General features: G+C 52.0%; 21 protein-coding genes and 5 tRNA genes. 23 read left to right on the top strand and 3 right to left on the bottom strand.

Annotated elements, in window-relative coordinates:
* Window positions 1-28 precede the first annotated feature (28 nt).
* On the top strand, window positions 29-1,111 hold the full coding sequence (gene mltB / locus LBW88_RS17960; RefSeq protein WP_224933378.1) for a lytic murein transglycosylase B: 1,083 nt from the start codon (window positions 29-31) through the stop codon (window positions 1,109-1,111).
* 86 nt (window positions 1,112-1,197) lie between these two features.
* Window positions 1,198-1,533 (top strand): zinc ribbon domain-containing protein YjdM, encoded by a 336-nt coding sequence (locus LBW88_RS17965; RefSeq protein ID WP_224933377.1) that lies wholly within the window; start codon window positions 1,198-1,200, stop codon window positions 1,531-1,533.
* A gap of 35 nt (window positions 1,534-1,568) precedes the next feature.
* Here LBW88_RS17965 and LBW88_RS17970 read toward each other — a convergent pair whose 3' ends face one another.
* The gene (locus LBW88_RS17970) at window positions 1,569-2,456 is read right to left on the bottom strand and encodes a dihydrodipicolinate synthase family protein (RefSeq protein WP_224933376.1); all 888 of its coding nucleotides are present in this window, start codon (window positions 2,454-2,456) and stop codon (window positions 1,569-1,571) included.
* A gap of 168 nt (window positions 2,457-2,624) precedes the next feature.
* Here LBW88_RS17970 and tam point away from each other — a divergent pair, with 168 nt between their 5' ends.
* The 15 genes from tam to luxS all read left to right on the top strand — a co-directional run bounded on the left by tam (window position 2,625) and on the right by luxS (window position 13,433).
* Window positions 2,625-3,401 carry a trans-aconitate 2-methyltransferase gene (gene tam, locus LBW88_RS17975; RefSeq protein WP_224933375.1) on the top strand — a complete coding sequence of 259 codons (777 nt, stop codon included), beginning with the start codon at window positions 2,625-2,627 and terminating at the stop codon, window positions 3,399-3,401.
* A gap of 102 nt (window positions 3,402-3,503) precedes the next feature.
* Complete coding sequence (gene pncC, locus LBW88_RS17980; protein ID WP_224933374.1) at window positions 3,504-3,998, top strand: nicotinamide-nucleotide amidase; 495 nt, start codon at window positions 3,504-3,506, stop codon at window positions 3,996-3,998.
* Window positions 3,999-4,092: 94 nt separating this feature from the next.
* Window positions 4,093-5,169 (top strand): recombinase RecA, encoded by a 1,077-nt coding sequence (gene recA / locus LBW88_RS17985; RefSeq protein ID WP_224933373.1) that lies wholly within the window; start codon window positions 4,093-4,095, stop codon window positions 5,167-5,169.
* Between the two features lie 107 nt (window positions 5,170-5,276).
* Entirely contained in the window at window positions 5,277-5,792 is a 516-nt protein-coding gene (locus LBW88_RS17990; protein ID WP_224933372.1) for a regulatory protein RecX, read from the top strand.
* A gap of 134 nt (window positions 5,793-5,926) precedes the next feature.
* Window positions 5,927-8,554, top strand: coding sequence for an alanine--tRNA ligase (gene alaS, locus LBW88_RS17995; RefSeq protein ID WP_224933371.1), 2,628 nt, complete (start codon window positions 5,927-5,929; stop codon window positions 8,552-8,554).
* 250 nt (window positions 8,555-8,804) lie between these two features.
* Complete coding sequence (csrA, locus tag LBW88_RS18000; RefSeq protein ID WP_004155916.1) at window positions 8,805-8,990, top strand: carbon storage regulator CsrA; 186 nt, start codon at window positions 8,805-8,807, stop codon at window positions 8,988-8,990.
* Window positions 8,991-9,294: 304 nt separating this feature from the next.
* Window positions 9,295-9,387: transfer RNA gene (locus tag LBW88_RS18005), tRNA-Ser, on the top strand.
* Window positions 9,388-9,395: 8 nt separating this feature from the next.
* Window positions 9,396-9,472 (top strand) — tRNA-Arg (locus LBW88_RS18010).
* A gap of 85 nt (window positions 9,473-9,557) precedes the next feature.
* A tRNA-Arg gene (locus LBW88_RS18015) sits at window positions 9,558-9,634 on the top strand.
* A 58-nt stretch (window positions 9,635-9,692) separates the two neighbouring features.
* Window positions 9,693-9,769: transfer RNA gene (locus tag LBW88_RS18020), tRNA-Arg, on the top strand.
* Between the two features lie 60 nt (window positions 9,770-9,829).
* Window positions 9,830-9,906: transfer RNA gene (locus LBW88_RS18025), tRNA-Arg, on the top strand.
* A 233-nt stretch (window positions 9,907-10,139) separates the two neighbouring features.
* Window positions 10,140-10,706 (top strand): fructose-1-phosphate/6-phosphogluconate phosphatase, encoded by a 567-nt coding sequence (gene yqaB / locus LBW88_RS18030; RefSeq protein ID WP_224933370.1) that lies wholly within the window; start codon window positions 10,140-10,142, stop codon window positions 10,704-10,706.
* The gene (locus tag LBW88_RS18035; protein ID WP_100703645.1) at window positions 10,703-11,131 is read left to right on the top strand and encodes a YqaA family protein; all 429 of its coding nucleotides are present in this window, start codon (window positions 10,703-10,705) and stop codon (window positions 11,129-11,131) included. The genes yqaB and LBW88_RS18035 overlap by 4 nt, the downstream gene beginning before the upstream one ends.
* A 31-nt stretch (window positions 11,132-11,162) precedes the next feature.
* Window positions 11,163-12,767: a glutamate--cysteine ligase gene (gshA, locus tag LBW88_RS18040; RefSeq protein ID WP_224933369.1), complete on the top strand. Its 1,605-nt coding sequence runs from the start codon at window positions 11,163-11,165 to the stop codon at window positions 12,765-12,767.
* 150 nt (window positions 12,768-12,917) lie between these two features.
* Window positions 12,918-13,433 (top strand): S-ribosylhomocysteine lyase, encoded by a 516-nt coding sequence (luxS, locus tag LBW88_RS18045; protein WP_039330800.1) that lies wholly within the window; start codon window positions 12,918-12,920, stop codon window positions 13,431-13,433.
* 54 nt (window positions 13,434-13,487) lie between these two features.
* Here the strand turns inward: luxS and LBW88_RS18050 are convergent, their stop codons facing one another.
* Together LBW88_RS18050 and LBW88_RS18055 are read right to left on the bottom strand one after the other, a co-directional pair.
* Window positions 13,488-14,774, bottom strand: coding sequence for an HlyC/CorC family transporter (locus tag LBW88_RS18050; RefSeq protein WP_224933368.1), 1,287 nt, complete (start codon window positions 14,772-14,774; stop codon window positions 13,488-13,490).
* A 13-nt stretch (window positions 14,775-14,787) separates the two neighbouring features.
* Window positions 14,788-15,582, bottom strand: coding sequence for an inner membrane protein YpjD (locus LBW88_RS18055; RefSeq protein WP_224933367.1), 795 nt, complete (start codon window positions 15,580-15,582; stop codon window positions 14,788-14,790).
* Window positions 15,583-15,748: 166 nt separating this feature from the next.
* Here LBW88_RS18055 and ffh point away from each other — a divergent pair, with 166 nt between their 5' ends.
* The 6 genes from ffh (at window position 15,749) to LBW88_RS18085 (ending at window position 20,818) form a co-directional block, all read left to right on the top strand.
* Complete coding sequence (gene ffh / locus LBW88_RS18060; RefSeq protein WP_224933366.1) at window positions 15,749-17,110, top strand: signal recognition particle protein; 1,362 nt, start codon at window positions 15,749-15,751, stop codon at window positions 17,108-17,110.
* Window positions 17,111-17,252: 142 nt separating this feature from the next.
* Window positions 17,253-17,501: a 30S ribosomal protein S16 gene (gene rpsP, locus LBW88_RS18065; protein ID WP_039330808.1), complete on the top strand. Its 249-nt coding sequence runs from the start codon at window positions 17,253-17,255 to the stop codon at window positions 17,499-17,501.
* Between the two features lie 18 nt (window positions 17,502-17,519).
* The gene (gene rimM / locus LBW88_RS18070; RefSeq protein WP_224933365.1) at window positions 17,520-18,068 is read left to right on the top strand and encodes a ribosome maturation factor RimM; all 549 of its coding nucleotides are present in this window, start codon (window positions 17,520-17,522) and stop codon (window positions 18,066-18,068) included.
* A gap of 35 nt (window positions 18,069-18,103) precedes the next feature.
* Window positions 18,104-18,868 carry a tRNA (guanosine(37)-N1)-methyltransferase TrmD gene (gene trmD, locus LBW88_RS18075; RefSeq protein WP_202404642.1) on the top strand — a complete coding sequence of 255 codons (765 nt, stop codon included), beginning with the start codon at window positions 18,104-18,106 and terminating at the stop codon, window positions 18,866-18,868.
* 43 nt (window positions 18,869-18,911) lie between these two features.
* Window positions 18,912-19,262, top strand: a complete 351-nt coding sequence (rplS, locus tag LBW88_RS18080; RefSeq protein WP_034822234.1) for a 50S ribosomal protein L19 — start codon at window positions 18,912-18,914, stop codon at window positions 19,260-19,262.
* 476 nt (window positions 19,263-19,738) lie between these two features.
* On the top strand, window positions 19,739-20,818 hold the full coding sequence (locus LBW88_RS18085; protein ID WP_224933364.1) for a 3-deoxy-7-phosphoheptulonate synthase: 1,080 nt from the start codon (window positions 19,739-19,741) through the stop codon (window positions 20,816-20,818).
* The last annotated feature ends 1 nt before the right edge of the window (window position 20,819 follow it).

Below are 20,819 nucleotides of genomic sequence, written 5' to 3' on the forward strand. Positions count from 1 at the left end.
CCGGTTTCATCTGGCTTATGGATATCTAATGCGTTTTAAGGTTGCTTTTCTTCCACTTATCGCCTTGCTTGCTGCCTGCAGCAGTAAGCCTGCAACCCAGCAGCAAACCGCCGTTGTGCCTGCACCAAAAGGTGGTTTTTTACTGGAACCTTCACACGCCGTTCAGCCGATGTTTGGTGATTTCGCGGGAAATCCGGCGGCTGAGCAGTTTATTGATCAAATGGTGGCAAAACACGGTTTTAACCGCGATCAACTGCATGCCGTGATTGGCCAGGCGAAGCGTCTTGATTACGTGCTGCGCCTGATGGATCAACAAGCGCCAAGCTACACGCCGCCGACGGGGCCAAACGGTGCCTGGATCCGCTATCGCAATAAATTCATCACGCCAGATAATGTGCAAAATGGTGTGGCGTTCTGGGATCAATATCAGGACGCGCTGCAACGCGCTCAACAGGTTTATGGTGTGCCGCCAGAGATCATTGTCGGGATCATTGGCGTGGAAACACGTTGGGGTCGGGTGATGGGCAAAACGCGTCTGCTGGATGCGCTGGCCACCTTATCCTTTAGCTATCCGCGTCGCGCGGCCTACTTCAGCAGCGAACTGGAAACCTTCCTGTTGATGGCGCGTACTGAACAGGACGACCCGCTGGATCTGCGCGGTTCCTTCGCGGGTGCAATGGGTTACGGTCAGTTTATGCCGTCTTCTTATAAGCAGTATGCGGTCGACTTCAATGGTGATGGCCACATTAACCTGTGGGATCCGGTGGATGCGATTGGCAGCGTAGCAAATTACTTCAAAGAGCACGGCTGGCGCGCGGGGCAGAATGTTGCCGTACCGGCAAGCGGTCAGGCTCCTGCGCTGGAAAATGGGTTTAAAACGCTTTATCCGGTGAATACGTTGATGGCGAGCGGCCTCACGCCGCAAGGATCGCTGGATGGTAACAACCAAGCGAGTCTGCTGCGCTTTGATCTGGGTACCAGTTATCAATATTGGTATGGTCTGCCTAACTTCTATGTCATCACGCGCTATAACCACAGTACGCACTATGCGATGGCGGTGTGGCAGTTGGGCCAGGCAGTGGCGAAAGCGCGTCAGGGCAACATGCTTTAATGCTGTCCTTATAAAGAGTGAGGGTATAAGATGGCGCCCCTTTTGCGGTGCCATCTTTACCGCCTTTCGACTTCTGAGGAACGCTAATGACAACGTTACCTGCTTGCCCTGTGTGTCAGGCTGATTATACCTGGCAGGATGGTGAAAACCTGAACTGCCCATCTTGTGGTCATATCTGGTCACCGAGTGCTGATGCAGCATCGGATAGCCTGGTGGTGCGTGATGCCAATGGCAATCTGCTCGCCGATGGCGACAGCGTTACTGTGGTCAAAGATCTCAAGGTGAAAGGGAGCTCCTCAACCCTGAAGATTGGCACCAAAGTGAAAAGCATTCGCCTGGTTGAAGGCGACCATAACATTGATTGCAAAATTGATGGTTTTGGTCCGATGAAACTCAAATCTGAGTTTGTGAAAAAGAACTGAGAACAGGACGGCTGCCCGGCCGTCCCGTATTGTGTTCACATCAGTAAGCGATCCAGCTCCGCGCACTGCTCAGCCGTCAGTTCACCGCCATAATTGCGTGAATGGCTGCTCATAGAATCATATTTGCGCGCCACTGCGGTTTTGATGGTCGTGACAAAGTCATCGCCAATGGTGTAGATCGCCATCAGCTTACCAATGCGCTGCTGAATCTGTGCCAACTGCGCTAAATCTCCCGCACGCCAGGCGCGCATCGCCCCGGCAAACAACTCCGGCACAATGTTGTTTAAACCGGAAATCACCCCGGCACCGCCTGCCAGTAAATTGGGCAGCAGATATTCGTCATATCCGGAAAGCACCGTGAAATCAGGGCGTACCTTTTGAGTTTCTTCAATCAGGGCACGATTGTGCGACAGGCAATCCATGGTGTCTTTAATACCGATAAACTGCGGCAGTTCAGCCGCTAACTCTGCCACCAATGCGGGCGTCAAATCGCAGCCGGTACGCGCCGGGAAATTATAGGCAAACCACTTGCCACCTAACTGTTTATCCAGCGCTTTAAAGTAGCTCAACAGCTGTTTCTGCGTTTGCCCATAATAGTAGGGCGGCAAAACCATCACGGCGTCATACCCGTTTTGCCAGGCAGCTTCAGCGAGCTGCAACATATCCGGAACACAGGTACTTGAGACATTCGCAACCATGGTCAGTGGCGAAAGCTGACGTGCTTCGCTAATCAGCATCAGTCTTTCCTGCTGGGTTAACGATGCAAACTCTCCGATACTGCCCATCAGTAACAGCGTATCAATCCCCGAGGTGCTCAGGCGCGCAAAGTGGCGGCCCAGCGCATCAATATCGAGTCGGTTATGTTGATCGAAAGGGGTAACTGAAGGACACCAGATGCCCGTTAATTCAGGTTGTGCAGCCATAACATCATCCTCAATTTTCATGAAATGAAACGTTGTTTTAACTTAGTGCTCGTGACTGACATTAACCAGTGACAAAGGGTAAAAAGGTGAGACATCGCACTTTTCTCTTCGCTCCGCGATTAAGAAAACAGGTAGTGTGATGCTCTTCAGCCAGACAGGAGCGTTGCCATGCAAGACTGGAATCCACAGCTGTATCGTCAATTTGAATCGGAGCGCACGCGTCCTGCGCGTGAACTGTTAGAACGTATTCCTCTTACCGACGTGCATTTCGCTACAGACCTAGGATGCGGGCCTGGCAACAGCACAGAGCTGCTGGCGCAAGCGTGGCCAGGCGCGGTGATTACGGGCCTCGACAGCTCAGCAGCCATGCTCGAACAAGCGCATGAGCGTTTACCTTCCTGCACTTTTTTGCAGGCGGATATCCGTACCTGGCAGGCTAATCAGCCACAGCAGGTCATCTATGCGAACGCTTCGCTTCAGTGGCTAACCGATCATCACACGCTGCTGCCGCATCTGGTTGAACAGCTGGATATCGGTGGCGCTCTGGCGATTCAGATGCCGGACAATCTTGAAGAGGCCTCCCACCGCTTAATGCGTGAAGTGGCGGCAGGTGAGCGCTGGCAGGCGCATATCTCGCCACAGGCTGCGGATCGCAAACGTCTGCTGACCACGGAACAATATTATGATTTGCTGAGTGATGCGGGTTGTCAGGTGGATATCTGGCGTACCACTTACTATCACCCGATGGCCGATGCGCAGGGCATCATTACCTGGCTCCGTGCCACGGGCTTGCGTCCTTTCCTCGCGGGATTGACCGAACAGCAACAAGCGGATTTTCTGCATGATTATCATCAGGCACTTTTGACGGCTTATCCCCCACGCAACAACGGCCAGGTTCTGTTAGCTTTCCCACGCTTATTTATGGTCGCAGTGAGAACGCGTTAAAATCGCTGGAAGCGGATGCGCAAAATGGTGCGTCAGAGGTTGAAAAGGGCGCGCTGTTGCACCATTTATGGTTAACGCGCAGCGCCAAAACAGGAGAAGGCGATGAACGACCAACAGTTGCAGCAGCTCAGCCAGCGTATTGGTGAACAGCTGAAAAAACGCGAGGCAACGGTGACCGCGGCGGAATCCTGCACCGGTGGCTGGATTGCCAAAGTGTTTACCGATATCAGTGGCAGCTCAGCCTGGTTTGAGCGGGGTTTCGTGACCTACAGCAACGAAGCTAAACAACAGATGGTGAGTGTACAGGCTGATACTCTGGCCCAGCATGGCGCGGTGAGTGAGCAAACCGTGCGTGAGATGGCGCGGGGTGCCTGCAATGCCGCCGCCGCTGAGTTTGGCATTGCCGTGAGCGGTATTGCGGGGCCAGATGGCGGTTCGGCAGAAAAGCCGGTGGGTACTGTGTGGTTTGCCATTGCCGGGCCTGGCGATCGTGTTCTGGCGCAGCGGCAGATCTTTGCCGGAGACCGTGACGCGGTGCGTCGGCAATCTGTCGCCTGGGCGCTGCAAACACTGCTTGATGAATTTCTGACAAATTAAACTTGATACTGTATGGTCATACAGTATAATTACCGGCAACAGAACGAGCAGGCACATAATGATGTCGGCTTACCCAGCATGATTAGGAGTGGAAATGGCGATTGACGAGAACAAACAGAAAGCTTTAGCAGCCGCGCTGGGCCAGATTGAGAAACAATTTGGTAAAGGCTCGATCATGCGCCTGGGTGAAGACCGTTCGATGGATGTAGAAACCATCTCGACCGGTTCACTGTCACTGGATATCGCGTTGGGTGCCGGCGGTTTGCCAATGGGCCGTATCGTTGAGATTTACGGACCAGAATCATCCGGTAAAACTACGCTAACACTGCAGGTGATTGCCGCAGCGCAGCGTAAAGGTAAAACCTGTGCCTTTATCGATGCGGAACACGCGCTTGACCCGGTGTATGCCAAAAAACTCGGCGTAGATATCGACAATCTGCTGTGTTCGCAGCCGGATACCGGTGAGCAAGCGCTGGAGATCTGTGATGCGTTAGCACGCTCGGGTGCCGTTGATGTGATCATCGTTGACTCCGTGGCGGCACTGACGCCGAAAGCGGAGATCGAAGGTGAAATCGGTGATTCGCACATGGGTCTGGCTGCACGTATGATGAGCCAGGCGATGCGTAAGTTAGCGGGCAACCTGAAGCAGTCCAACACGCTGCTGATCTTCATCAACCAGATTCGTATGAAAATTGGTGTGATGTTTGGTAACCCAGAAACCACCACCGGTGGTAACGCGCTGAAATTCTACGCTTCTGTTCGTCTTGATATCCGCCGTATCGGTGCGATTAAAGAGGGCGATGAAGTGGTCGGTAGCGAAACCCGCGTCAAAGTGGTGAAGAACAAAATCGCTGCACCGTTTAAGCAGGCTGAATTCCAGATCATGTATGGCGAAGGGATCAACACCTTCGGCGAGCTGGTGGATCTCGGCGTGAAGCACAAACTGGTTGAGAAAGCCGGTGCGTGGTACAGCTACAACGGCGATAAAATTGGTCAAGGTAAAGCGAACTCGACCAACTTCCTTAAAGAGAATCCAGCGATTGCCAACGAGATCGATAAGAAGTTGCGTGATCTGCTGCTGACGGGAGCGACAGCGACAGCAGGAGCCGCTGCAGCACAAACCCCTGCTGGTGACTACCAGGAAGCTAGCGAAACTAACGAAGATTTCTAAGATACCCAACGGGAGCAGCGATGCTCCCGTTTGCTTTTCCCCGTCAACACTTCCCCTGCTCGTCTTCTTGCTTTACCCTGCGCAACAGTCAGAACAAGGTACAACTCATGTCATCATCACCTTCTGCGGCTTCGGTGCCGACATTTTCTCGTTTGCTGGATCGTGCCATGCGTGTGTTATCACAGCGTGACCACAGTCGTGACGAATTGAAACGTAAGCTGCAACTCTCTAGTCAGCGAGCAGCTTATCTGAAGCAAGAAGAAAACGTGCCGATACCGGATGAGTTGCTGGAAAAGGTGCTCGACTGGTGCCAGGAAAGCGGCTGGCTGAACGATCAGCGCTTTACCGAACGTTTTATCCAAAGCCGGGCGCGCAAAGGATATGGTTCACAACGCGTGCGCATGGAGTTGCAACAGAAGGGCATCAGCCGCGATGAGATCAATCAGGCAATGATGGATACTGAAGTGGACTGGAGCCAGTGCGCGGCTGATTTGGCTAAGCGTAAATTTGGTGAACCTCTGCCACAAACCTGGGCTGAGAAAAGCAAGGTACAGCGCTTTTTAATGTCTAAAGGCTTTATGATGGAAGATATTCATGCAGTTTTCAGAAATATTGACGACTGAAAGGCGATGGGATTTTACTTCCCACTGAAGAAAATTTATCTTATTCCCACTTTTTGTTCCTCAATCAGCGGTAAACCTGCAGATGTGGTTTGCCCGCGAAAGGGAACGTTCGTTAGCGTGATTCCAGGAATTATATGAGCAAGAGCACTGCTGAGATCCGTCAAGCGTTTCTCGACTTTTTTCATAGCAAGGGACATCAGGTTGTAGCCAGCAGCTCCCTCGTACCGAATAACGACCCAACGTTGCTGTTTACCAATGCGGGAATGGTGCAGTTTAAAGACGTTTTCCTCGGTCAGGATAAACGCGATTATGCACGCGCAACCACGTCTCAGCGTTGCGTGCGCGCCGGTGGCAAGCACAACGATCTTGAGAACGTTGGCTACACCGCTCGTCACCACACCTTCTTTGAAATGCTGGGTAACTTCAGCTTTGGCGACTACTTCAAGAAAGAAGCAATTGCTTATGCCTGGGAACTGCTGACGGGTGAGCAGTGGTTCAAGCTGCCAAAAGAGCGTTTGTGGGTCACGGTTTATGAAACCGATGATGAAGCTTTCGAAATCTGGGCTAACGATGTCGGTGTACCGCGCGAACGCATCATCCGCATCGGCGATAACAAAGGCAGCGCCTACGCATCTGACAACTTCTGGCAGATGGGTGATACCGGCCCTTGCGGTCCATGCACCGAAATTTTCTACGATCACGGCGACCATATCTGGGGTGGCCCGCCCGGCAGCCCGGAAGAAGATGGCGATCGCTACATTGAGATCTGGAACATCGTCTTCATGCAGTTCAACCGTCAGGCCGACGGCACCATGGAACCTTTGCCGAAGCCTTCTGTTGATACCGGTATGGGCCTGGAGCGCATCGCCGCGGTACTGCAGCACGTTAACTCTAACTATGAAATCGATCTGTTTGCCAGGCTGATCAAGGCCGTTGCGCAGGTTACTGGTGCAACCGACCTCAATAATAAATCGTTGCGCGTCATCGCTGACCACATCCGTTCCTGTGCATTCCTGATCGCTGATGGTGTCATCCCATCGAATGAAAACCGTGGCTACGTGCTGCGCCGCATCATTCGTCGCGCAGTGCGTCATGGCAATATGGTGGGCGCTAAAGAGGCCTTCTTCTACAAGCTGGTCGCGCCATTGATTGATGTCATGGGCGATGCCGGTGAAGACCTGAAACGCCAGCAGAAGCATGTTGAAAATGCTCTGAAAAATGAAGAAGAGCAGTTCGCTAAGACGCTGGAACGCGGCCTGGCATTGCTGGATGAAGAGTTGGCCAATCTGCAAGGCGATACGCTGGATGGTGAAACGGTCTTCCGTCTGTATGACACCTTCGGTTTCCCGGCGGATTTGACTGCCGATGTCTGCCGCGAGCGCAATCTGAAGATTGATGAAGCGGGCTTTGAAACGGCCATGGAACAGCAGCGTCAGCGTGCACGTGAGGCCAGTGGCTTCGGTGCTGACTACAACAGCGTAATTCGCTTTGATGCTGCCACTGATTTTAAAGGTTATGAGCAACTGCAGGCTGAAGGCACCGTGCAGGCGCTGTTTGTTGACGGCAAGCAGGTCGAGCAGGTTGCTGCTGGTCAGGATGCGGTAGTGATTCTGGACCAGACGCCGTTCTACGGAGAATCAGGTGGTCAGGTAGGCGATACCGGTGTGTTAACTGGGCAGAATGCTGAATTCAGCGTCCAGGATACACAGAAGTATGGCAAAGCCTTTGGTCATATCGGTAAGCTCAACAGCGGTGAGCTGCGTGTTGGCGACCGCCTCAATGCGCAAGTGGACGAAGAGCGTCGTGCACGTATCATCCTGAACCACTCGGCAACGCATCTGATGCATGAAGCGTTACGCGAAGTATTAGGCGATCATGTGGGTCAGAAAGGCTCGCTCAACAACGATAAATATCTGCGCTTCGACTTCTCTCATACTGAAGCGATGAAGCCAGAGCAGATTCGTACCGTTGAGGATATCGTTAATACCCAGATTCGTCGCAATTTACTCATTCAGACTGAAGTGATGGAACTGGATGAAGCGAAAGCGCGTGGCGCAACAGCGTTGTTTGGTGAGAAATATGAACAGCGTGTGCGCGTGGTCAGCATGGGCGAATACTCCGTTGAGCTGTGTGGCGGTACACACGCTGCGCGCACCGGTGACATCGGTCTGTTCCGCATTCAGTCTGAATCCGGTACGGCGGCAGGTGTGCGCCGTATTGAAGCGCTGACGGGTGAGGGCGCGATTGCTCAACTGCATGCGCAAAGCGATCAGATATCTGAAATTGCTCAGGTGGTTAAAGCCAACAGCAGTAATCTGAATGAGAAGGTGCGCGGTCTGGTTGATCATGTTCGTGCGCTGGAAAAAGAACTGCAGCAGCTGCGTGATCAGCAAGCGGCGCAAGAAAGTGCCTCGCTCAGCAGTCAAGCGGTGGACGTGAAGGGCACCAAACTGCTGGTCAGCGAGCTCAGCAACGTTGAGCCGAAGATGCTGCGTACCATGATGGATGATCTGAAAAATCAGCTCGGCTCGGCCATCATTGTGCTGGCAACCGTTGCGGACGGTAAGGTTTCCCTGATTGCTGGTGTGACCAAAGACCTGACCGACCGTGTCAAAGCGGGTGAGTTGGTTGGCGAACTGGCCGCTCAGGTTGGCGGTAAAGGCGGTGGCCGTCCTGATATGGCTCAGGCGGGCGGCACAAACCCTGAGGCCCTGTCTGGTGCACTGGCTGGTGTGCCGGAGTGGGTGAGTAACCGACTGTAACGAATTAAAACTCAGCATCGTGAGCAGCGCCAGAATCCCCGTGTTCTGGCGCTTTTTAACGCGGTGTGCACCCGATAATGACAAAGTCCGGTTGATGTAGTGTATTTCGGCTAAACTAACTATCAGCAGAATGTATTGGCGTGGCGATGCACAATGGTGTATTTGTCATAGACATTGTTCAGCGTTATATGATGGATATGGCCGGGAGACCGAACAGGCCCGACTCTTTTAATCTTTCAAGGAGCAAAGAATGCTTATTCTAACTCGTCGAGTTGGTGAAACCCTCATGATTGGCGATGAGGTGACTGTAACGGTGCTGGGTGTTAAAGGTAACCAGGTCCGTATTGGCGTTAATGCGCCTAAAGAAGTTTCGGTGCATCGCGAAGAAATCTATCAGCGTATCCAGGCCGAAAAAACTCAGCAAACGAGTTACTAACGGATTCAGCGCCTCGCATCCAGCGAGGCGCTACCGCTTTTCTTCCCGCATTTCTCTTTTCTCCCTGCTTTGATCCCATTTTCTTTCTTCCCATTTTGTTAACTGCAACGTGCTTTCTCTGTTGATTAATCACTCTTTTTGTCGGTAAAACATCCTAATTGCGCGTCATTTGTGCAAACAAATCGATATCCGGAAAAAGTCGGGAAAAATTGTTTGACTTATAAGTGCGGGAAAGTAATATGTGCGCCACGCAGTGCCGATGAGCAGAAGCAAGTTCAGAAGCACGGTTCGGAAGAACGCGTATGGTGAGGTGGCCGAGAGGCTGAAGGCGCTCCCCTGCTAAGGGAGTATGCGGTCAAAAGCTGCATCCGGGGTTCGAATCCCCGCCTCACCGCCATTTCCGATGCATCCATAGCTCAGCTGGATAGAGTACTCGGCTACGAACCGAGCGGTCGGAGGTTCGAATCCTCCTGGATGCACCATTCGGAAAACTGAAGTAAGAGTGAACGAGCAGTTCCTTTCATGGTGAGTTGTCAGCACCCTGCGTTGTACAAGAATTAACTCGATGCATCCATAGCTCAGCTGGATAGAGTACTCGGCTACGAACCGAGCGGTCGGAGGTTCGAATCCTCCTGGATGCACCATTCTTCGTATCATTCCCAGGTTGATTGCAGTAAGTCCATCGTAAGAAAATCTCTCAATGCATCCATAGCTCAGCTGGATAGAGTACTCGGCTACGAACCGAGCGGTCGGAGGTTCGAATCCTCCTGGATGCACCATTCTGCTTTCCGCACGCTACTCTCAGTGTGTTTCATTAGTCATATCAGTCAGACCCCAATGCATCCATAGCTCAGCTGGATAGAGTACTCGGCTACGAACCGAGCGGTCGGAGGTTCGAATCCTCCTGGATGCACCATCTCCTGTTCAAAACAATCAACGCCTGCTTTCTGAATTTACCTCCCATTTTTCTTCATCACGCAAAAACCACTTATATAACCGCCATTTATCCCCGGCATCGCCACCTGACCTTTTTCCGAAAACAAAAATAGCTAATGCTTTCAAAGCATTTGCTGTTAAGCACACCTGGCGACAACCTAAGCGCATTACGCTAAAGTAATGGCTCATTTTGTGGTGCTCGATGGAGTGACAATGTACGACCAATATGATGCCCTGATTTTCGATATGGACGGCACGATCCTGGATACTGAGCCGACACATCGAAAAGCCTGGCAGCAGGTGCTGAGCCGCTACGGTTTCACCATGGATGAGAAAAAAATGGTGAGCTTTAATGGCGCACCCACCTGGCAGCTGGCGCAGTACATTCTTGAGCAGAACAACGCTGAGCACGATCCTCATCTGCTGGCCGCAGAGAAAACCGAGGCGCTTAGAGCGATGTTGCTGGATGACGTGCGTCCGTTACCGTTAATGGACGTGGTGAAAGCGTATCACGGTCGTCGGCCGATGGCGGTGGGCACGGGCAGTGAACACAGCCTGGCAAAGGCTCTGCTGGAAGCGTTGGGTGTCTATCATCTGTTTGATGCCGTGGTCGGTGCGGATGATGTGCAGCGCCATAAACCTCAACCCGATACCTTTTTACGCTGCGCCGAATTAATGGGCGTGGCACCTGAACGCTGTGTGGTGTTTGAAGATGCTGACTTTGGTGTTCAGGCGGCGCAAGCCGCGGGCATGGATGTGGTTGATGTCCGTTTACTGTGAATGAATTCCTGACCTATGGATCGTTATTCGGCAGTAGCTTTCTGAGTGCCACCCTGCTTCCGGGAAGTTCAGAGGCTGTGCTGATTGCTTTGCTGATCGCCCAAAAGGGTTCGATCTATGGATTGTTATTGGCCGCATCAGTGGGAAACACGCTGGGTGGCCTGACCAACATTATTCTTGGTCGCCTCATGCCGCCAAAAGGGCAGGGGCGATGGCATGACACAGCAATGACGTGGTTACATCGATTGGGACCTGCAGCACTGCTATTAAGCTGGCTGCCGGTAGTGGGCGACCTGCTTTGCGTGCTTGCAGGCTGGTTGCGCTTTGCCTGGCTGCCCTCGGTGCTGTTCCTCGCCATCGGTAAAACGCTGCGTTATATCGTTATCGCGACCGCCACATTACAAACAATGCAATGGTGGCATTGATTCGCACAGATTCGAGGCTACGGTTAACATTATGCTGAACAAAAATAAATTATTCGCACAGCGGGAGGTTAATGTGATCCCGGACGTATCAAAAGCACTTTCCTGGTTGGAAGCGCATCCCGACGCGTTAAAGGGTATCGGCCGTGGCATTGAACGCGAGACGTTGCGCGTCAATCCGAATGGTCACCTGGCAACGACCGGACATCCTGAATCTCTGGGTTCAGCGCTGAAGCACAGTTGGATCACCACCGATTTTGCCGAAACGCTGCTGGAGTTCATCACACCTGTCGATCAAAGTATTGATCGTTCACTGGCATTCCTGCGTGATATTCACCGCCACACGGCGCGTGAGTTGGGTCAGGAACGCATGTGGCCGTTCAGTATGCCAGGTTATGTTGATGATGTTGATAGCATCGAGCTGGCGCAATATGGCAGCTCTAACATCGGCAAGATGAAAACGCTCTACCGTCAGGGGCTGAAAAATCGCTATAGCGCACTGATGCAGATTATATCTGGCGTGCACTATAACTTCTCGCTGCCACTGTCGTTCTGGCAGGAGTGGGCAGACGTTAAAGATGCGGAAAGCGGTAAAGAGACCATCTCTGCCGGTTATCTGCGTCTGATCCGCAACTACTATCGCTTTGGCTGGGTGATCCCATACCTGTTTGGTGCCTCACCGGCGATCTGCTCGTCCTTCCTGCAAGGGCGCGAAAGCAAGCTCCCGTTTGAAACAGACGGCAAGGGTACGCTGTGGCTGCCGTATGCGACTTCACTGCGTCTCAGTGATTTGGGATATACCAACAAGTCACAAAGCGGCCTGGGCATCACCTTTAACTCGCTCGACGGTTACGTTGCTGCGCTGAAAGCGGCGATCAAAACGCCGTCCGCAGAGTATGAGGCGATGGGAACTAAAGATGCAGACGGCAACTGGTTGCAGCTGAACACTAACGTGTTGCAGATTGAGAACGAATTGTATGCACCGATTCGTCCAAAACGTGTAACACGTTCGGGTGAAGCGCCTTCTGATGCGCTGTTACGCGGCGGGATCGAGTACATCGAAGTACGTTCTCTGGATATCAACCCGTTCTCCGCTATTGGCGTGGACGCTAATCAGGCGCGTTTCCTCGACCTGTTCCTGATCTGGTGTACCCTGGCGGATGCCCCTGAAATGAGTTCCGACGAACTGCTGTGCAGCCGTAAGAACTGGAACCGCGTGGTCATGGAAGGACGTAAGCCGGGACAGGTGATTGGCGTGGGTTGTAGCGACACAGAACATCCGCTGGTTGATGTGGGTAAGGCCCTGTTTGCCGACCTGCGTCGTGTGGCCGAAGTGCTCGACAGCAATTACGGCAGCACGCAATATCAACAGGTTTGCGATCAACTGGTGGCATCGTTTGATGATCCTGAGCTAACCTATTCAGCGCGCATTCTGCATGCCATCAAAGAAAATGGCTTGACCGGCGCAGGTGTGGCACTGGCTGAACAGTATCGCCATCTGCTGTGTGAAGAGCCGTTAGAGATTTTGACTGAAGATGACTTTAGTCGTCAGGCGTTGGAGTCGGTGCAGGCGCAGGAAAAGCTGGAACAGAGCGATACGCTGGATTTCGAAAGCTATCTGGCAGGTCGCGAAGGCTGAAAAAGAAAATGGCCACATCATTGTGGCCAAAATTAACATCTCTGTTGTCAGGGATGATGATAACAAATGCGCGTCTTTCATATATTCAGACGTTGGGCGAACGGAAAAGTTTCATCGTTTTAAAAAAAATCTCAAAACAGGAGGTGACGTATGCCACTACTGGATAGTTTTACTGTTGATCACACCATCATGGGCGCACCTGCCGTGCGCGTTGCAAAAACCATGAACACTCCGCATGGCGATACCATCACCGTTTTTGACCTGCGTTTCTGCCGTCCGAATATCGATATTCTGACTGAGCGCGGTATCCATACGCTGGAGCACCTGTTTGCCGGCTTTATGCGTAATCACCTCAACGGTGATGGCGTAGAAATCGTTGATATCTCGCCAATGGGGTGCCGCACCGGCTTCTACATGAGCCTGATTGGTGAACCTGACGAGCAGCGCGTAGCGAAAGCGTGGAAAGGGGCGATGGAAGACGTTCTGAAAGTGAAAGAACAGAGCCAGATCCCGGAACTGAATGAATACCAGTGTGGTAGCTACAAGCTGCACTCACTCGACGAAGCGCAGCAGATCGCGCGCAACGTGTTGGCGCATGACATTGGCGTGAACCGTAACGAAGATCTGAAACTGCCGGCTGAGAAGCTGAAAGAGCTGCACATCTAGTGCCTGCCTGAGCAGAAATGAAAACGCCGCGAACTTCGCGGCGTTTTTTTGGCTTCAGGAACCGATGGAGGATTTCAGCGGATGATGCGGGGTAATGCGCACCTGCTTCACCATGTTGTCTTGGACATCGAGGATATCAACATCGTACTTACCGATTTTCACTCGGGTATCAACCAACGGAATCTCTTCCAGCGCCTCCAGCAACATGCCATTGATGGTGCGCGCTTCATCTTCGGGTAACGTCCAGTTGAAGGCTTTATTGATTTCACGCACGTTGGCGCTGCCCTCAATCAATACTGAGCCATCATTCTGCGGCATCACTTCTTCCGCCAGCGAAGGAGACATGGACGTCGTAAAGTCGCCAACAATCTCTTCCAGAATGTCTTCAATGGTCACCAGCCCTTTAATGTCACCATATTCATCGACCACTAAGCCGGCTTTCTTCTTATTGCGCTGGAATTTTACCAACTGCACATTCAGTGGGGTGCCTTCTGGCACATAATAAATTTCATCAGCGGCGCGCAGCAGGCGATCTTTGTTGAATTCTTTCTTCTCAGTCATCATGCGCCAGGCTTCACGCACACGCAGCATGCCAACTGAATCATCCAGTGAGTCGCGGAACAGCACAATGCGTCCATGTGGCGAGTTGCTCAGCTGGCGCACAATCGATTTCCAGTCATCGTTGATATTGATGCCGACAATTTCATTACGCGGCACCATGATGTCATCAACACTGACCTTTTCCAGATCCAGCACCGACAGCAGCATGTCCTGATTACGACGTGACATCAGCGAGCGTGACTCATAGACGATGGTACGCAACTCTTCTTTACTCAGGGCAGAATTGATGGAGCCTTCCGTCTTGATACCGACCATGCGCATCAGAATGCGGGTGATGGTGTTAAGCAGCCAGACCAAAGGCAGCATCACATATTGCAGTGGAGCCAACAGTACGCTGCTCGGATAGGCGACTTTTTCGGGATAGAGCGCCGCAATTGTTTTCGGCAACACTTCGGCAAACACCAACACCACAAAAGTCAGGATGCCGGTTGCAATCGCGACGCCCGCGTCGCCGTAAAGGCGCATGCCGACAATGGTGCCCAACGCGGAAGCGAGAATATTGACGAGGTTATTGCCAATCAAAACCAAACTGATGAGACGATCGGGACGACGCAGCAGTTTCTCAACGCGGCGTGCGCCGCGGTTACCGGTTTTGGCTTTATGGCGCAGTTTGTAACGATTGAGCGTCATCATGCCGGTCTCTGAACCGGAGAAGTACGCAGAGACCAGCACCATGATGACCAGCGTAACGATCAGCGTGGTGGTTGAAACATGTTCCAACGCAAGAATTCCTTTAGTGAGAAGTGAGCAGGTGCTGTAAAACGCGACTGCCGAAGTAGGCCATGGTTAGCAGCAGTGCGCCGCCGCAGTTAAACCAGACGACACGGCGGCCGCGCCAGCCTTCATGGTAGTGTCCCCAGAGCAGAACGATATAAACAAACCAGGCAAGGATGGAAAGCACCGCTTTATCGACGTTCTCAGCGCTGAACAGGTTGTGCATAAAGAACAGCCCGGTGCACAGCACCAGCGTTAACAGCACCACACCAATCTGCGTGATATGAAACATCTTGCGCTCAATACTGAGCAATGGCGGCATATCCTGGGTGAAAGCCAGTTTCTTGTTTTTTAACTGGTAATCGATCCATGCCAGCTGCAGCGCATAAAGTGCAGCGATAATCAGCGTGGCATAGGCAAACAGTGACAGGCCGATATGGACCATCATGCCCGGCGTGGTTTCCAGATGGGTAATAAAGGCATTCGGCACAAAGGTAGCGAAGGCGAGGTTAATCAAAGCAAAGCCGTACACAATCGGCAGCAGTAACCACCCACGATTACGCGAAGCCACAATAGTCATGATCGCGCAGATCAATAAACTCACCAGCGAACCAATATTCAGCAGACTGAGATTTTGTCCGTTGTCGACGGCAAAAATGCGTTGCTGCAGTGCAACTGCATGGGCAATCAGTGCCACGCAAGCTGAAAGCACGGCAAAACGACGCCAGCCACCGTTGCGTTTCAGCAGGCTAGGAATAATCAATGCAAGACTGAGGGAGTAGGCGAAAAGCGCCAAGATCGCGAAAACGAACATAGATCCTTTCAGGTGTCGGTCAGATAAGGAAAAAACCAGTATAGCGCCAGCTGCACCAGGCTCCAAACGATCTGACGGTCAATTGCAGAGATCGCTGAGGCTTCGTGCTATAATCCGCCGCATTGTGCCGCCCAGGCGGCCTCGCTACGGTCTTAAGTGAGAGAGCATGTTTGATAATTTAACCGATCGTTTGTCGCAATCCCTGCGCAACATCAGCGGCCGCGGAAGGCTGACCGAAGACAACATTAAAGACACCTTGCGTGAAGTACGCATGGCATTACTGGAAGCGGACGTTGCGCTGCCGGTCGTGCGCGACTTCATCAACCGCGTAAAAGAAGCGGCAGTGGGTCAGGATGTAAACAAAAGCCTGACGCCTGGTCAGGAATTCATAAAAATTGTTCGTAACGAGTTGGTTACGGCAATGGGCGCAGAAAATAATGCGCTGAATCTCAACGCCCAGCCACCGGCTGTGGTGCTGATGGCGGGTCTGCAAGGTGCCGGTAAAACCACGAGCGTGGCGAAGCTGGGTAAGTTCCTGCGTGAGAAGCACAAGAAGAAAGTGCTGGTGGTTTCTGCCGACGTTTATCGCCCGGCGGCGATCAAACAGCTGGAAACCCTGGCGCAGCAGGTTGGCGTGGACTTCTGTCCCTCCGATCTGAGCCAAAAGCCTGTCGACATCGTTAAGAGCGCGCTGAAAGAAGCGAAGCTGCAATTCTATGACGTGCTGCTGGTGGATACCGCCGGTCGTTTGCACGTCGATGAAGCGATGATGGACGAAATCAAACAGGTACACGCCGCGATCAATCCGGTAGAAACCCTGTTTGTCGTCGATGCCATGACCGGTCAGGATGCGGCAAACACGGCAAAAGCCTTTAATGAAGCGCTGCCGCTGACCGGTGTGATTCTGACGAAAGTGGATGGTGATGCGCGCGGTGGTGCGGCACTGTCGATTCGTCACATTACCGGCAAGCCGATTAAATTTATGGGTATGGGTGAGAAGACGGAAGCACTGGAAGCGTTTTATCCAGACCGTATCGCCTCACGCATTCTCGGCATGGGCGACGTACTGTCGCTGATCGAAGATATTGAGAGCAAAGTTGACCGCGAACAGGCGGAGAAACTGGCGAAGAAACTCAAAACCGGTGATGGCTTTGATCTCAACGACTTCCTTGATCAACTGAAGCAGATGCGCAACATGGGCGGTATGGCCAGCCTGATGGGCAAGTTGCCGGGCATGGGCCAGTTGCCAGACAACGTGAAGTCACAGATGGATGACAAAGTGCTGGTGCGTATGGAGGCCATCATCAATTCGATGACCACCAAAGAGCGTCAGAAACCGGAAATCATCAAGGGCTCACGCAAGCGCCGTATTGCCACCGGTTCAGGTATGCAAGTGCAGGACGTTAACCGTTTATTGAAACAGTTCGACGACATGCAGCGCATGATGAAGAAAATGAAGAAGGGTGGCATGGCCAAAATGATGCGTGGCATGAAAGGTATGATGCCGCCCGGATTCCCTGGTCGCTAAGGCGACTGGCATATAGCCAGAAAATTGACACGCTCAGGTTGCTTTTTTCGCCAAAATGAGTAAAATTTTCGGGCTTTTTATATTGCGCTCGGGTTCCATCCCTCGATGGAGCCCGAGCGCTTTATTAACTAATGAGGATGTTATGGTTACAATTCGTTTGGCACGTCACGGCGCTAAAAAGCGTCCGTTCTATCAGGTCGTCGTTACTGACAGCCGCAATGCGCGTAATGGTCGTTTCATCGAGCGCGTAGGTTTCTTCAACCCGATCGCTTCTGGTCAGGCTGAAGGTCTGCGTCTGGATATGGACCGTATTGAGCACTGGGTTGGCCAGGGCGCAACGCTTTCTGATCGCGTTAACGCGCTGATCAAAGAAGCAAAAAAAGCAGCTTAATCTGTCACGGTGGTTAGCATGAGCATTAAACCTGCCGCACCGCCTCTCGTTAACCCAATCGTATTGGGCAAAATGGGGGCCGCTTACGGCATTCGAGGTTGGCTCAAAGTGTTTTCCTCCACTGAAGACGCTGAAAGCATCTTCGACTACCAACCCTGGTTCATCCAGCGCGCCGGTAAATGGCAGCAGGTCGAACTGGAAGGTTGGAAGCACCACAATCAGGACCTGATCATCAAAGTCAAAGGCATTGACGATCGGGACGCTGCGGCACAGTTAACCAATTGCGAAATTACGGTTGACTCCACGCAGCTGCCAGCGCTGGATGACGGTAATTACTACTGGAAAGACCTTATGGGTTGCAAAGTGGTAAACCTCGACGGCTACGAAATGGGCAAAGTCATTGATTTGATGGAAACCGGTTCGAACGACGTTCTCGTCGTTAAGGCAAACCTGAAAGATGCATTCGGTGCTCAAGAGCGGTTAATCCCGTTTCTTGATGAACAGGTTATCAAGAAAGTCGATCTCTCTACTGGCACGATTGAAGTAGATTGGGATCCTGGTTTTTGATCTCCGGACAATCCGGTAACGTAACGGCGAACGCGATGTGGATTGGTGTTATTAGCCTGTTTCCAGAGATGTTTCGCGCTATTACCGAGTACGGGGTAACTGGCCGGGCAGTAAAAAATGGCCTGCTCAACATTCAAAGCTGGAGTCCTCGTGACTTCGCTCACGACCGGCACCGTACCGTGGATGAACGTCCTTACGGCGGCGGACCGGGAATGTTGATGATGGTGCAACCCTTACGGGATGCAATCCACGCAGCGAAAGCGGCGGCGGGAGAAGGTGCCAAGGTGATTTATCTTTCACCTCAGGGTCGCAAACTGGACCAACAGGGCGTTTGCGAACTGGCGACCAACCAGAAGTTGATTTTGGTTTGTGGTCGTTATGAAGGGATTGATGAGCGCGTGATTCACACTGAGATTGATGAAGAATGGTCAATCGGTGATTACGTACTCAGTGGTGGTGAGCTACCAGCAATGACATTGATTGATTCAGTCGCCCGGTTTATTCCCGGCGTATTGGGCAAGCAAGCGTCAGCCGATGAGGATTCGTTCTCTGAAGGGTTGCTGGATTGCCCGCACTACACCCGACCTGAAGTGTTAGAAGGGATGGAAGTTCCGCCAGTATTACTGTCGGGCAACCATGCCGATATTCGCCGCTGGCGCCTGAAACAGTCGCTGGGCCGTACCTGGCTAAGAAGACCTGAACTTCTGGAAAACCTGGCTCTGACTGAAGAGCAAGCACGGTTGCTAAATGAGTTCCAACGGGAACATCAGCAGCAACAAAACCATCAGGTGGAAGAGTAATCTTCCCTGACTATCAGTTTACCCAGGATATAGAGATTTAATTATGAGCAACATTATCAAGCAACTTGAACAAGAGCAGATGAAGCAGGACGTACCTTCATTCCGTCCGGGTGATTCCGTGGAAGTGAAAGTATGGGTCGTTGAAGGTTCTAAGAAGCGTCTGCAGGCATTCGAGGGCGTGGTTATCGCTATTCGTAACCGCGGTCTGCATTCTGCATTCACTGTTCGTAAGATTTCAAACGGCGAAGGCGTTGAGCGTGTCTTCCAGACTCACTCTCCGGTAATTGACAGCATTTCTGTCAAACGTCGTGGTGCTGTGCGTAAAGCCAAACTGTACTACCTGCGTGAGCGTACCGGTAAGTCAGCTCGTATCAAAGAGCGTCTGGGCGCGTAAGCAACATCCCAAAGTTAATAGCAAACAAGGGGTTGGCCTAAGGGCCAGCCCCTTTTTTTATGGGCGTTTTCTAAGGAACATCGCGATACAAGGTTTCTGTCTGCTCAGTTGGAAGCAAATGGGGTGTAGGGGTAAGTCATTTCATACTTTTCAAAATCGCGGTGTTGTAAAAGATGCCTGAGGGATCCTGAAATATCATTACTAGCCTGAATTGAGTGACATTGTCAGGGAGAGGTCAGGTGCTAAAACTCATTGGTGTAATTTTATGTTTACACTTAGATTGCTTTGGGTTCTCATGTTTAGTTGGTTAAGTTGATGTTTTTATTGTGTTTTAATTTATTCTCTTAGTGCTAGCAATCACGTTGGTAATAAAAGTGTACACATGTGGATTGCGTCTATTACAGACTGTGGTAAAGTAAGCGCCATCCTCACTGAGGATCCCAAACCGCATATACGAGTTAAAAAGGATCGCCATCATGCAGAAAGACGCGCTGAACAATGTGCATATCGCCGACGAACAAATTTTGATCACTCCGCAAGAGCTGAAGGCTAAGTTTCCGCTCACTGCGGCGCAGGAAGCGCAGATTGCTGCTTCTCGCCAGACCATTGCCGATATTATTGCTGGCCGCGATCCGCGCCTGCTGGTGGTCTGTGGTCCTTGTTCAATTCACGATACCGAAGCCGCACTGGAATATGCTCGTCAGCTGCAAACTCTCTCTGCACAGTTGAAGGATCAGCTGTATATCGTTATGCGCGTTTACTTTGAAAAACCTCGTACCACCGTTGGCTGGAAGGGGCTTATCAACGATCCTTACATGAATAATTCATTTGATATGGAAGCCGGGCTGCACATCGCGCGTCAGCTGCTGGTGAACCTGGTGGAAATGGGCCTGCCGCTGGCAACGGAAGCGCTGGATCCTAACAGTCCGCAATATCTCGGCGATCTGTTTAGCTGGTCTGCAATCGGTGCCCGTACTACCGAGTCACAAACGCACCGCGAGATGGCTTCAGGTTTATCAATGCCTGTCGGCTTCAAGAACGGCACTGATGGCAGCCTGGGCACCGCGATCAACGCCATGCGTGCCGCAGCGATGCCACACCGTTTCGTTGGCATCAATCAGGCGGGGCAGGTTTGCTTGTTACAGACTCAAGGCAACCCGGATGGCCATGTGATCCTGCGTGGTGGTAAAGCACCTAACTACGGTCCTGAAGATGTTGCGCAGTGTGAAAAAGAGATGCTCAAAGCGGGACTGCGTCCGGCCTTAATGATAGATTGCAGCCATGGTAATTCTAATAAAGACTATCGCCGTCAGCCTGGCGTAGCCGAATCGGCTATTGCGCAGATTAAAGATGGAAACCGTTCCATTATTGGCCTGATGCTTGAAAGCAATATTCATGAAGGCAACCAGTCTTCTGAACAGCCACGTAGCGAAATGAATTACGGTGTTTCCGTCACTGATGCCTGCATCGACTGGGAAACCACGGAAACCTTGCTGCGTGAAATCCATCAGGATCTGCAGGGAGTGCTGTCGGCGCGTCTGTCACACGAGGAATAAA

The organism is Pantoea sp. alder81 (assembly GCF_020179835.1).
Lineage (GTDB): Bacteria > Pseudomonadota > Gammaproteobacteria > Enterobacterales > Enterobacteriaceae > Pantoea.

Coding starts and splice junctions, on each gene's coding strand:
- mltB (WP_224933378.1), top strand. CDS start 29: ATGCGTTTTAAGGTTGCTTTTCTTCCACTTATCGCCTTGCTTGCTGCC.
- LBW88_RS17965 (WP_224933377.1), top strand. CDS start 1,198: ATGACAACGTTACCTGCTTGCCCTGTGTGTCAGGCTGATTATACCTGG.
- LBW88_RS17970 (WP_224933376.1), bottom strand. CDS start 2,456: ATGGCTGCACAACCTGAATTAACGGGCATCTGGTGTCCTTCAGTTACC.
- tam (WP_224933375.1), top strand. CDS start 2,625: ATGCAAGACTGGAATCCACAGCTGTATCGTCAATTTGAATCGGAGCGC.
- pncC (WP_224933374.1), top strand. CDS start 3,504: ATGAACGACCAACAGTTGCAGCAGCTCAGCCAGCGTATTGGTGAACAG.
- recA (WP_224933373.1), top strand. CDS start 4,093: ATGGCGATTGACGAGAACAAACAGAAAGCTTTAGCAGCCGCGCTGGGC.
- LBW88_RS17990 (WP_224933372.1), top strand. CDS start 5,277: ATGTCATCATCACCTTCTGCGGCTTCGGTGCCGACATTTTCTCGTTTG.
- alaS (WP_224933371.1), top strand. CDS start 5,927: ATGAGCAAGAGCACTGCTGAGATCCGTCAAGCGTTTCTCGACTTTTTT.
- csrA (WP_004155916.1), top strand. CDS start 8,805: ATGCTTATTCTAACTCGTCGAGTTGGTGAAACCCTCATGATTGGCGAT.
- yqaB (WP_224933370.1), top strand. CDS start 10,140: ATGTACGACCAATATGATGCCCTGATTTTCGATATGGACGGCACGATC.
- gshA (WP_224933369.1), top strand. CDS start 11,163: ATGCTGAACAAAAATAAATTATTCGCACAGCGGGAGGTTAATGTGATC.
- luxS (WP_039330800.1), top strand. CDS start 12,918: ATGCCACTACTGGATAGTTTTACTGTTGATCACACCATCATGGGCGCA.
- LBW88_RS18055 (WP_224933367.1), bottom strand. CDS start 15,582: ATGTTCGTTTTCGCGATCTTGGCGCTTTTCGCCTACTCCCTCAGTCTT.
- ffh (WP_224933366.1), top strand. CDS start 15,749: ATGTTTGATAATTTAACCGATCGTTTGTCGCAATCCCTGCGCAACATC.
- rpsP (WP_039330808.1), top strand. CDS start 17,253: ATGGTTACAATTCGTTTGGCACGTCACGGCGCTAAAAAGCGTCCGTTC.
- rimM (WP_224933365.1), top strand. CDS start 17,520: ATGAGCATTAAACCTGCCGCACCGCCTCTCGTTAACCCAATCGTATTG.
- trmD (WP_202404642.1), top strand. CDS start 18,104: ATGTGGATTGGTGTTATTAGCCTGTTTCCAGAGATGTTTCGCGCTATT.
- rplS (WP_034822234.1), top strand. CDS start 18,912: ATGAGCAACATTATCAAGCAACTTGAACAAGAGCAGATGAAGCAGGAC.
- LBW88_RS18085 (WP_224933364.1), top strand. CDS start 19,739: ATGCAGAAAGACGCGCTGAACAATGTGCATATCGCCGACGAACAAATT.